The following is an 11,700-nucleotide window of genomic DNA, read 5'->3' as shown; positions in this document are numbered from 1 at the left end:
TTGAGAGCCTTGACCTGGAAATATAAACGCAGCATTCATTAATGACAACCGCAACCGCCGCCACCACAGCAACCGCCGCCACCATGTCCATGTCCGTGATGATGATCGTGTCCATGTCCGCTTCCACAACCACAACTATGACTTCCTGCGATAATACCTGTAAGAATTTCATCTTCACTCGCAGCTCTAGCATCTACGATATTTAAAGAAAAAAGCAAATCACGACCTGCATAAGGGTGATTATAGTCAATTGTCACATCATTTTCACCAATTTCTTTTACAGTTACACGAACGGTTTCGCCATTTTCACCTTCGCCAAAAAGTTCCATACCTACTTTTAAATCAATACCTGCAAATTGCTCTTTTGGTAAAGTTTGAACCGCATTTTCATCGTATTCGCCTAAACCTTTTTCTTTTTTAATTACCACATCAGCATTGCTAGGGCAATCAAGCTTCATCACTTCTTCTTCTAAGCTTTCTAAAATCTGACCTTTGCCTAAAATAAAAGAAATAGGTTGAGAATATAAATTTGATTCTAAAACTTCATTTGTATTTGCATCTTTTAACTCATAAAACATTGAAACTACACTATTTTTTTCTATAGCCATTTTATCTCCTTAATTTATTTTCTATTAGGTGAAGCTTTTGCTTCGGGTGAATTTGGATAATTAGTTTTTAAAGCTTTATAAAAACCATTTGCTGTTTTTGTATCACCTGTTTTATCCAATGAAATGGCAGTATGATATAAAAGTTTTGGGAAATAATCTCCTTTTGTACTCAAAGAAGAACTTTTTTTATAATAAACAATAGCATTGTTATAATTTTTTTGTTTATACTCGATCTCCCCTAACCAAAAATTTGCTCTTGCAGGTTTATACTGCTTTGTTATGAGAAAATTTAATTTTGCTTTGGAATCTTCAAAAGCATTTTTATCAACATCTTTTATTGCTAATTCTAAAATTTCATTATTTTTTTTCTTTTTCCAAGATTCATCAATTTGTTTTGCTTTATCACCTTGGGTATTTTGAGTATTATTGTTTTCAATGGTACTATTTGAATCTGTAGTTGAAACAACAACACTAGGTGTAATAGTTTTAACGCTTAAATTTACATCATTTAATTCGTTTTTAGAAACATAATTTGCATTAATAGCATCTACTAAAGAACTAAGTTCGGCTAAAACTTTTTTTACTTGCTTATTATTAGTTTCTTGAATTTTTCTACTTTCTTCAACATAAGCCTTTAATTTTTGAATTTCACTAGTAAAATTATTTTCAATATTTTGATTATTCTCTTCAACTTGACTTAATCTAGAATTTGATTTAGCATATTGAGAATTTATACCTTCTAAAGTGCTTTGTAAACCCTCGATTCTTTCGTTAATTTCATTAATTCTAGCATTTGTTTGTATATTTTCATTATTTAAATTATCTAACTTTTCTTTAAATAATTTTTCATTTGAAGTTAAACCATAAGAAGAATTGCTTGTTATATCTCCTGCACCAAAAGCTGAGCTTTCTGCATAAAGTAAAGTAGCTCCAAGAAGAGCTACTGTGAATATTTTTTTCATTAATTATCTTGATAATTTAAATTCAGCACGTCTATTTTGCGCATCGCAAGCTTTAGTTTTTTCAGTGCACACAGGATTTGTTTCTCCATAGCTTTTAACAGCAATTCTATCAGCATTTACACCTTTAGCGATTAAAGCTTCTTTTACAGCTTTTGCTCTTTTTAAACCTAGAGCTTGGTTATATTCATCAGTTCCCCACTCATCGCAGTTTCCTTCAACAGTAATACTTACACCGCTTACTTCAGTGTTAAAGATATTAGCATTCGTGCTTACAACATTTTGCATATCAGGACGAATGTTGAATTTATCAAAATCAAAATATACTTTATTTAAAGTATCATTAAGTTGAGAAATTTTTGAATCAATATCCCAACCATCACTTCCACCTGAACCACGATTTGAATCAACACTACTATCACCGCTTACGCTAGTGCTTTTTGTGCTACAACCACTAATAACAACTGCAAGAGCTGCGATTGAAGTAAAAAGAATTTTTTTCATTTATGACCTTTCAAAGTTAATAAATTCTTATTATTATATCTAATTTTTAATTAATTTTAACCTAAAATTGAAATTTTTACCAATCAATTGATTGAATTTTTCCAACCCTAAGAGGAAAATAAAAAGTCTTATTTGCATTTACACGAATAACACCCAAAGCACTTTGCGCACCTAAATATTTGATAAATACTATACTTCCACCATCACTAGAAAATCTTGGAAATAAATTTTTTCCATTTGCTGTAAGTTGACGAATATAATCACTATTAATTGACATCAAATAAATATTAAAAACACCTGCTTGATTTGGTTCACGACTTGAATAAACCAAAAAATCTTTATAAGTCGAAACAGCCGAATTGTTTCTACCATGAAAAACAACTTGTTCAGCACTATTGCTATTTAAATCTTGCATAAAAATATTAGGATATCCTAAACGATCGCTTACAAATACCACTTTACTATCATCTGAGCCAATAAAATTTCCATTAACATCAATACCAGAATAATTAGTTAATTGTGTTAGATTTTTGGTATTTAAGTCATATAAATAAACATCAGGCTGATCTTTTGGAGCCATGGTAACAAGTAGTTTACTTCCATCTACATTCACATCACTTGCTACAACCATACCGCCACTTGATAAAATTTTACTAGCTTTATTGGTATTTAAATCATAACGGTATAAAGTTGGCTTATCATGATCATAAGCTGTATAATAAAATAGAGTTTGTTCTTTATTTCCCCATTTTGGAAATAAATTAAGTCCACCATCAACAATAACTTTTTGATAAGTTAAAGTATAATCAGCCATAATAATTTGACTTTTTTTAGAGCTAGAATTTCTCGCGATCAAAATTTTATGATCCATCCAATCAACAGGTGCAAGTCCTAACGCATTTACAGAAGCTTTGACACTTTTATGTGCCAAAAATGGATATTGCTCTAAACCATTTAAAGTATAAGTTTGCTCTGACTTATCAGAACCGCCAGCTTTTATTTTTACATTTAAACTCAAAGTGTTACCATTTTTATTTAAAGTGTATTCAAAAATATAATTACTTGTCTCAGTTGCATTAGCAACAACTTCAAAGTTTGAACTTACTTTCAAATCGTTCACAATGATATTATAAAAGCTTTTCTTTAAATTCTCATCACTTAAATTTGAATTGTCTTTAACAATAATCTTTGGTAAAACTACACCAGAATTAACAACATCAATCACTGGATCTTCTGCCCAAAGACTTCCTAAAAAGACTAAAAAAATTGCTACAATTTTTTTCATTTTTTTCTCCTAATCATTTTTAACTTTTACTTCATCTCTTAAATTCATGGTAATGCTTATATTTTTATTTTGCGGAGGATAAGTAATAAATTTACCTTTTTGACTTTCTAAAAATTCAGCCACTTTAGCATCATATAAAGGATTCCCACTTTTTTCAACTGAAGTATAGCCAAATTTTCCATTTTCATCAATAAAAATTTTTACCTTAACAGAAATTTTTTCACTATTTGGATAATACTGAGTCCATCTTTGAGTGATAATACGCACAACTTTCCCTAAAAATTCATCATAAATTCCAATCTTTTGCGCCTTTGTGCTTTCGCCTTGCGTTGAACTTTCTTCTTGAAGTAAACTATCATTAAGTTGTTTTACAAGTTCAGAAGCTTGAGGTTTTGGGGCACTAGAAATTCCTGATTTAGCACTTGATTGAATTTTTGTAGTCTTTTCTTCTTGTATTTCTTTAATATTTCCAAAAAGCTCATTAAAATTACTTGCCTTTTGGTCAATATCTTCAGTTTTAACTGTTTTATTTGTAGTCTGAGCAAAAAGCTTTTCTATATCAATTTGCTCTGTTGGTTTTTGTATTTCTTTAGGAGTGTTGCTTTGAGTAATAACTTGTTTTGATGGTTCAGCAAGTTCAATATCTACAAAACTATCTTTTATATCAGTATATTGTATAGCAGGTTCAACCTCGCTTACAAGTCTAAAAAAAACAAGAATTACTATACTAATATATATTGCTAAAGCAAGTAAAAACGAATTTAAATTACTCAAACCATAATTTTTCATGATTATTCAGTCTGTAAAGCAACTTTATTAAATCCTAAATTTTTTACACTTCTTAAGACTGAAATAACATCGTCATATTTTAAGCTTTTATCAGCGCGTATAAAAACCGGATCTTCGGTATTAAATTGTGCTTTTCTTTGAGCAAGATTGTCAGCAAAACTTATAAAATCGTATTTTTCTTGATTTAAAAAAATTTCTTTCTTTGCATTAATACTAATAATTAAACTCTTAACAGTTGGAGTGCTGGTATTTTTTTGACTACCTTGTGGAAGATTAATTTTTTCTTCATAAGTAATGCTTGGAGCTGTTACCATTAAAATCGCAAGCAATACAAGCATAATATCTACTAAAGGTGTGATATTAAGTTCAGGTTTTTCATCATCAAATGGCATTTTTAACCTTATTTACTCGAACTTATAACTTTAATCTCGCTATCAATAATGCTTAAAAGTTCAAAAGCTTTTCTTTTAATGATGAGATGAAATGTATAAGCAGGAATTGCTACTAAAATACCACAACCTGTAGCAACTAAAGCCTCGCTGATTTTAGGAGCTATGATACTTAAAGAATTTTGAGTTCCAAGCCCACCAAAAGTTTCAAGTATAGAAATAACTGTCCCAAAAAGACCTATAAAAGGTGAAGTTGAAGCAATAATACTAAGCCAAGTAAGTCCAGCAGAAGCGCGGCGACTTGCTAAATTTTTATAGATTTCTAAATGATTTGAAGTTGTATCATTACATTTTCTTAAAATCGAATCAGTACGACTTAAATCCTTCTCACCCAAGAGCAAAGTTTCTAAACTTTCTTTTTCTTTATTTCTCCATGTAGCCAAATAAGTCAATCTAGCAAACAAAATACTAAATGCTAAAATAAAATATAAAGAAAGCCATAATAAAACTATATAAGTAATAATACTTGAACTATTGAAAAAATGAAATATAGCTTCAAAATTCATTAATGCATCCTTGCATTATCAAGTTTTGAAAAAGTTGCTGCTAAAGCTGCATTATCAGAACTCATAGATTTAATCAAATCTTTTGCTTGAGCAAGATTTTTTTCAATCTCACTTTCATCACTTCCACAAACCCAAACCGCACCCTTTGCTAACACGCAAATCTTATCTTCATCTACCTTTGCATGTCCAGCATCAATAGCAATTAATTCATGGTTTAAATCAGCTTTTTCAATATCAATTACTCCAGATTTTAAAGAAGAAACCAAAGCAGCATGTCCTTTAAGCACGCCAAATTCTCCTTCACTACCCGGTAAAGTAACAGATTTTACTTCTCCTTGATAGATTACACCCAAAGGCGTAACTATCTCGAAATTAATCAAATCGTTCATAAATTAACCTTTTAATTTATCCGCTTTTGCAATAGCTTCATCTATATTTCCAACCATATAGAAAGCATTTTCTGGTAAATGATCATATTTACCTTCTAAAATTCCCTTAAATCCTGCTATTGTATCTTCAAGGCTTATATATTTTCCTGGGCTACCTGTGAAAACTTCTGCAACGAAAAATGGTTGTGATAAGAATTTTTCAATCTTTCTTGCTCTTTCAACTACAAGTTTATCCTCTTCGCTAAGCTCATCCATACCTAAAATGGCGATGATATCTTGTAAATCTTTGTATTTTTGAAGCACTGATTGAACACCACGAGCAACTTTATAATGTTCTTCTCCAATGATATTTGGGTCAAGCATTCTTGAAGTTGAGTCAAGTGGGTCAACTGCAGGATAAATACCCTTTTCAGCAATAGCTCTATTTAAAACCGTTGTAGCATCTAAGTGAGCAAAAACAGTTGCTGGAGCTGGGTCTGTTAAGTCATCAGCTGGAACGTAAACAGCTTGAACTGAAGTGATTGAGCCTTTTTTAGTTGAAGTAATTCTTTCTTGGAATTTACCCATTTCACTTGCTAAGGTTGGTTGATAACCCACAGCTGATGGAATTCTTCCTAAAAGTGCTGACATTTCAGAACCTGATTGTGAAAATCTAAAGATATTATCAATAAACATAAGCACATCAAGACCCATTTCATCTCTAAAATACTCAGCCATTGTTAAACCTGTTAAAGCAATACGATTTCTTGCCCCTGGTGGTTCATTCATTTGTCCATAACATAGAGCAACTTTGTCTAAAACATTACTTTCTTTCATTTCATTATAAAGGTCATTTCCTTCACGAGTTCTCTCACCCACACCTGCAAATACAGAATAGCCGCTATGCTTAAATGCAACATTGTGAATAAGCTCCATAATAATAACAGTTTTACCAACACCTGCACCACCAAAAAGACCTACTTTACCACCTTTTGCATAAGGAGCAAGTAAATCTACAACTTTAATCCCTGTTTCAAAAATCTCACTTTTTGTGCTTTGATCTTCAAAAGCTGGTGGATCTCTATGAATTGCCCATTTTTTATCAAAAGAAATTTCTTCACCTTCATCGATCAAATCTCCAGTAACATTGAAAATTCTTCCTAAAACTTTCTCACCAACAGGAACACTAATGGGAGCACCTAAAGCCTCAGCTTTTAAGCCCCTTACCAAACCATCTGTCATATCCATAGCAATAGTTCTAACTCTATTATCTCCTAAATGAGCTGCTACTTCTAAAACAAGTTTATGTTTTTTTCCTTCGCTTTCAAAATTTACAACAATTGCTTCATTAATTTGAGGCAAATAGTCGTTAAAATCTACATCAACAACCGGACCTAATACCTGTGAAATAAATCCTTGCATTATTTATCTTCTCCTTAAAATTTTACTATTTCATTGATTCAACACCACTGATAATCTCTATAAGCTCAGTAGTAATGGATTCTTGTCTTGCTTTGTTATAAGCTAAATTTAGTTGTTTCACTCTTGCCTTTGCGTTATTAGTTGCATTATCCATAGCTTGCATTCTTGCGCTATGCTCTGCCGCCAAAGAATCGATTAACGCATAATACATATTATACTCAAAATACGTTTTCATTAAATCTTTTAAAAGCTCAGTTCCTTCCGGTTCAAGCTCTAAAAGAGAATTATGAGTCTGTTCAATACTCTTTGGCTCAACTGGAATAAGATGATTAATTTTAAGTTCTTGGGTAATCATATTTTTATAACCATTATGAACTAAAATCACTTCATCTGTATTTCCATTTAAAAAATCATCTACAGCAGCATGAATTACTTCACATGCTTTCTCATAATCAGGACTAGAACTAAGATGGAAATATTTCTCTAACAATTCTATTTTTTGAAAATTAAAATATTCAATCCCAGTTTTACCTATAGCTCTAAGACGAATATTAATATTTTTTGCTTCATATTCTTTTAGCATTTCACTTACTGTTTTTAAAGTCTTAATATTAAAACCACCGCATAAGCCTTTATCTGCAGTGATAAATATTAAATCTACGGTTTTAATTTGTTCTTTTTTATGAAACAAAGATAAACGCACATCATCTTCATTGTGAACAATTTTATTGATCTGAAATGAAATTTCACTCAAAATTTCATCGATTTTTTGTGCATAAATTTTTGATCTTTTAGCTGCTTCTTCTGCTTTTTTTAACTTAGCAGTAGAAACTAGCTTCATAGCATTTGTAGTCTTTTGAGTGTTATGAACACTTTTAATTTTTCTTTTAATTTCTTTTAAATTAGACATAAAAGACCTTATAAATGATTTGCTTTAAACTCATTAATGGCTTTAGCTAGTTTTTCTTCCAAATCAGAATCTAAAGCTTTTTTAGAGCGAATTTGCTCAAAAATATCTGGATGTTTTGCCTCAATAAAAGGATAAATTCCATCTTCAAATTCCTTAATTCTAGAAACAGCAATATCATCTAAGAAACCTTTGGTTCCTGCAAAAATTAAAACTACTTGTTTTTCAACGCTAAGCGGAGAATAAGGTGGTTGTTTTAAAAGTTCAACCATTCTTTGTCCACGTTCAAGTTGTTTTCTACTTGCCTCATCTAAATCACTAGCAAATTGTGCAAAAGCTTGAAGCTCTCTATATTGAGCAAGGTCAAGTCTTAATGTGCCTGAAACTTGTTTTGTAGCTTTAATTTGAGCAGCCCCACCTACACGAGATACTGATAAACCAACATTAATTGCAGGACGAATTCCTGAGTTAAATAAATCAGTTTCTAAGAAAATTTGTCCATCTGTAATTGAAATAACATTAGTTGGAATATAAGCAGAAACATCTCCTGCTTGTGTTTCAATTATCGGCAATGCCGTCAAAGAACCAGCACCTAATTCATCATTTAGCTTGCTTGCTCTTTCAAGCAATCTTGAATGAAGGTAAAAAACATCACCTGGATAAGCTTCACGACCTGGAGGACGACGTAAAATCAAAGACATTTCGCGATAAGCTACAGCATGCTTGCTCAAATCATCATAAACAATTAAAGCATGTTTTGCGTTGTCTCTAAAAAATTCACCCATGGTTACACCAGTATATGGAGCTAAGTACTGTAAAGCCGCAGGATCTGAAGCACCGGCATTTACAACAATAGTATATTCCATAGCACCATGTTCTTCTAGTCTTTTAACCACTTGTGCCACTGTACTTTGCTTTTGACCAATTGCAACATATATACAGATAACTCCTTGACCTCTTTGAGATATAATAGTATCAACAGCAACAGTAGTTTTACCTGTTTGTCTATCACCTATGATAAGCTCTCTTTGACCACGACCAATTGGCACAAGCGCATCAATAGCTTTAATTCCTGTATGTAAAGGCTCATGAACACTTTTTCTCGCCATAATACCTTTTGCTTTTTCTTCAACAAAACGATATTCATTAGCATTGATCACACCTTTAGCATCAATTGGCTCACCTAAAGCATTTACAACACGGCCAATCAAAGCCTCACCTACTGGAACTTTAAGTAATTTCTTAAGTCTTTTTACAGAAGCACCTTCTTTTAAACCTTCTCCTTTTCCAAGTATAACAATACCTACACTCGACTCTTCAAGGTTTAAGGCCATTCCTTTATCACCATTTTCAAATTCTACCATTTCTCCAGCCATAATATTCTTAAGTCCATATACCTTAGCAACACCATCAGCTACAGAAATAATCTTTCCTGTTTCTTCAATTTCAAGATTTAAATCAAAATTTTCAATTCTTTCTTTGATTATTGAACTGATCTCATCAGCTTTAAATTTCATTTACTTTTTCTCCTTAGATAATTTTCAATATATATTCGTTTAGCTTATTTTGAAGAGCTTTCATAGAAAAAGAAAGTTCATAACCTAATTCTTCTAATTCTATTTTAACACTATCATCTTGACTGATTTTATTATTTAGTTTAATATTTGCATCAAATTTTTTGTTAAGTTTGACTTCAAGATCTTTAAGATTTTCTTGACTTAATTTTTCTTTAGAATATACAATACCAACAAAAATATTTTCTTTAAAAGCTTTTTGTCTTTCAAGTTCTTTAACTATTTGAGGAATGCATTCTAATCTTGAATTTTCAATCAAAAGTCTTAAAAAATTTTGAAAACTAGAATTTTTAATATCAAAAAAAGAATCAAGAAATTCCATTTTTCTTTCTTTTTTAATCTCATTAGATTCTATAATATTTTTAAATTTTGGCAAAACAAAAGCAGAATTTAAAATACACAAATTCTGATAAAAATCATTTATATCAGCTCTTGAAGCTATCGCTTTTGCATATCTTCTTGCAATTATATTTTCCATATTTAAGATACCTTCTTCATCATAAGTTCTATTATTTCACTCTGTTTTAATGTCATATTTGGATCAGAAAAAATTTCATTTAAAGTATTTGATACTAATTCTTTTTCCATTTTTCTAAATTCATAATCTTTTTGTTCCTCAAAATGTTTTTGAAGTAAATCTAACTCATCTTGAGTCTCTTTCTTAATATTTTGAACTAAAATTTCAGCTTCTTTTTTTGCTGTAATTAAAGCGGCAGCAGCACTTGCCTTAGCTTCTTCAAGTTTTTTCATCGTGTCTAATTTCTTAGCTTTACTTTCTAAAAGTTTTTTTTGAATTTCATCAAGTTTAGAAGAAATTTTTACAATACGGTTTTTGTAAAAATTTTTAAATGGAGTTGCAACAAAATAATACAATATAGCTACAAAAATTAGAAAATTAATAGTCCTTGGAATAATATCATATTCTCCACTACCGTTTGATGCACCAAAAGCATACAAAGGTAGCAAAAATATAATAAAGAATAACTTACTCATTTCTCTCCTCTTAAATTTTCTTTATGTTATTTTGCAAAGCTTGCTTAAGCTCAGATAAATGTATGTTTAAATGTTCTTGCAACTCTTTTTTTTGAACGGCTAAATCTGCATAAAAACTGGCCATTTTTCTTTCTAATTCTTCTTTCTTGCTTCTAAGAATTTGCTCTGCCTCTTCTTTAGCAGCAGCTATAGCACTTTGTTTAATTTTTTGAATTTCTTCTCTAGTGTTAATATGAATAGCTTCTAATTCATCATTCACACCTAAAACTTCTTGAGAATTTTCTTTTACTTTATTCTCATCATTTTTTATAGAATCATTTCTTTCATCCATAAATTTTAAAAGCGGCTTATACAGCATACTATTTAAAATAACTATCATAGCTAAAAAAATAGCCATAGTAGCAAGCATTATGGAAGGATGCATATCTTCAAACATAATTCTCCTTGGTTAGAATTTTTGAAGGACTATTTTACCATAAAAAAGCTAAGATTTTGGTTAAAGCTTTTCAAGCATTTTGATTAATTTTTTAATTTTATCAATATTTTCTAAATGAATTACAAAATCATTATTTTTATTTTTGCAGTCAAATCCAAAGCGATTTAGTATTTGTTTTAATTTTTTTATTTCATCTTCAAATTCTTGATTAGGTAAGCTTTCATTATTTTTTATTTTTTTAACTATTTTTTCAGTATCTCTAACATTAAGTTTTTGACCTATTATGCTATCAACCAACATTTTTTCATCTTTTTGATCTAAACCAACCAAAACTTTAGCATGACCCTGAGAAATTTTTCCAGAAGCAATCAACTCTTGAGTTCTAATATCTAAATTCAGAAGTCTTAAAGTATTTGTTATTTGAGTACGAGACTTATGAATAAGTTCTGCTAAATTCTCTTGAGTAATTTTATGAACTTGCATTAAATCCTTATAAGAATTAGCAAGCTCAATAGGGTTTAAATTCTCTCTTTGTATATTTTCAATAAGAGCCAATTCTCTAAGCTTATTCTCATCAATATCAGCAATAAAAGCTAGAATTTCTTTTTTTCCTAATGCTTTCACTGCTCTTAAGCGACGTTCCCCAGCAATTAAAATAAATTTATTATTTTTTTTAAATACAATAATAGGCTGAATAAGTCCAAATTCTTTGATAGAATTAGCAAGTTCATCTAAAGCTTCTTGATCAAAATTCTTTCTTGGCTGAAATGGATTGGGTGAAATTTGATCAATTTCTATCATAGTGCTTTGATTTTTATCAAAACCCAATTCTTTACTATAAACAGTATCCATATCACTGATTAAACTACTTAAACCCCTATCTTTATTTAACCCCATTAT

Annotated in this window: 15 protein-coding genes; all 15 read right to left on the bottom strand. The window is 30.4% G+C overall.

Translation table 11 applies throughout. The features are described 5' to 3' along the window. Positions 1-38 precede the first annotated feature (38 nt). The 15 genes from FBF11_RS00570 to FBF11_RS00500 all read right to left on the bottom strand — a co-directional run bounded on the left by FBF11_RS00570 (position 39) and on the right by FBF11_RS00500 (position 11,697). Positions 39-608, bottom strand: a complete 570-nt coding sequence (locus FBF11_RS00570) for a peptidylprolyl isomerase (protein WP_002851661.1) — start codon at positions 606-608, stop codon at positions 39-41. 14 nt (positions 609-622) lie between these two features. Further along, positions 623-1,570: a tetratricopeptide repeat protein gene (locus FBF11_RS00565; RefSeq protein ID WP_057097008.1), complete on the bottom strand. Its 948-nt coding sequence runs from the start codon at positions 1,568-1,570 to the stop codon at positions 623-625. Positions 1,571-1,573: 3 nt separating this feature from the next. Beyond that, positions 1,574-2,071 carry a peptidoglycan-associated lipoprotein Pal gene (gene pal, locus FBF11_RS00560; RefSeq protein WP_002851617.1) on the bottom strand — a complete coding sequence of 166 codons (498 nt, stop codon included), beginning with the start codon at positions 2,069-2,071 and terminating at the stop codon, positions 1,574-1,576. Between the two features lie 76 nt (positions 2,072-2,147). Then, positions 2,148-3,356 (bottom strand): Tol-Pal system protein TolB, encoded by a 1,209-nt coding sequence (gene tolB, locus FBF11_RS00555; protein ID WP_002858647.1) that lies wholly within the window; start codon positions 3,354-3,356, stop codon positions 2,148-2,150. 9 nt (positions 3,357-3,365) lie between these two features. Continuing rightward, positions 3,366-4,145 (bottom strand): TonB C-terminal domain-containing protein, encoded by a 780-nt coding sequence (locus FBF11_RS00550; protein WP_002859784.1) that lies wholly within the window; start codon positions 4,143-4,145, stop codon positions 3,366-3,368. A 2-nt stretch (positions 4,146-4,147) separates the two neighbouring features. Next, complete coding sequence (locus FBF11_RS00545) at positions 4,148-4,537, bottom strand: ExbD/TolR family protein (protein ID WP_002858790.1); 390 nt, start codon at positions 4,535-4,537, stop codon at positions 4,148-4,150. Positions 4,538-4,545: 8 nt separating this feature from the next. After that, positions 4,546-5,100 carry a MotA/TolQ/ExbB proton channel family protein gene (locus tag FBF11_RS00540; RefSeq protein ID WP_002854361.1) on the bottom strand — a complete coding sequence of 185 codons (555 nt, stop codon included), beginning with the start codon at positions 5,098-5,100 and terminating at the stop codon, positions 4,546-4,548. Then, on the bottom strand, positions 5,100-5,489 hold the full coding sequence (gene atpC / locus FBF11_RS00535; RefSeq protein WP_002851752.1) for an ATP synthase F1 subunit epsilon: 390 nt from the start codon (positions 5,487-5,489) through the stop codon (positions 5,100-5,102). Before atpC ends, FBF11_RS00540 begins: the two co-directional genes overlap by 1 nt. Before the next feature lie 3 nt (positions 5,490-5,492). Then, positions 5,493-6,890: a F0F1 ATP synthase subunit beta gene (atpD, locus tag FBF11_RS00530; protein ID WP_002852005.1), complete on the bottom strand. Its 1,398-nt coding sequence runs from the start codon at positions 6,888-6,890 to the stop codon at positions 5,493-5,495. A gap of 25 nt (positions 6,891-6,915) precedes the next feature. Beyond that, on the bottom strand, positions 6,916-7,800 hold the full coding sequence (atpG, locus tag FBF11_RS00525) for an ATP synthase F1 subunit gamma (RefSeq protein WP_002851834.1): 885 nt from the start codon (positions 7,798-7,800) through the stop codon (positions 6,916-6,918). 8 nt (positions 7,801-7,808) lie between these two features. After that, complete coding sequence (gene atpA, locus FBF11_RS00520; RefSeq protein WP_002851836.1) at positions 7,809-9,314, bottom strand: F0F1 ATP synthase subunit alpha; 1,506 nt, start codon at positions 9,312-9,314, stop codon at positions 7,809-7,811. Between the two features lie 13 nt (positions 9,315-9,327). Next, complete coding sequence (locus tag FBF11_RS00515; protein WP_002851861.1) at positions 9,328-9,849, bottom strand: F0F1 ATP synthase subunit delta; 522 nt, start codon at positions 9,847-9,849, stop codon at positions 9,328-9,330. A 2-nt stretch (positions 9,850-9,851) separates the two neighbouring features. Then, positions 9,852-10,364: a F0F1 ATP synthase subunit B gene (locus FBF11_RS00510; RefSeq protein WP_002851681.1), complete on the bottom strand. Its 513-nt coding sequence runs from the start codon at positions 10,362-10,364 to the stop codon at positions 9,852-9,854. 10 nt (positions 10,365-10,374) lie between these two features. Continuing rightward, entirely contained in the window at positions 10,375-10,800 is a 426-nt protein-coding gene (locus tag FBF11_RS00505) for a FoF1 ATP synthase subunit B' (RefSeq protein WP_002851812.1), read from the bottom strand. 60 nt (positions 10,801-10,860) lie between these two features. Further along, positions 10,861-11,697: a ParB/RepB/Spo0J family partition protein gene (locus tag FBF11_RS00500; protein WP_002851919.1), complete on the bottom strand. Its 837-nt coding sequence runs from the start codon at positions 11,695-11,697 to the stop codon at positions 10,861-10,863. Positions 11,698-11,700 lie beyond the last annotated feature (3 nt).

Origin of the sequence: Campylobacter sp. CFSAN093224 (assembly GCF_012897395.1) — a bacterium.
GTDB classification, from domain to species: domain Bacteria; phylum Campylobacterota; class Campylobacteria; order Campylobacterales; family Campylobacteraceae; genus Campylobacter_D; species Campylobacter_D jejuni.
The sequence above is the reverse complement of the archived record's forward strand: the minus strand, read 5'-3'. Positions and strand labels throughout refer to the sequence as shown.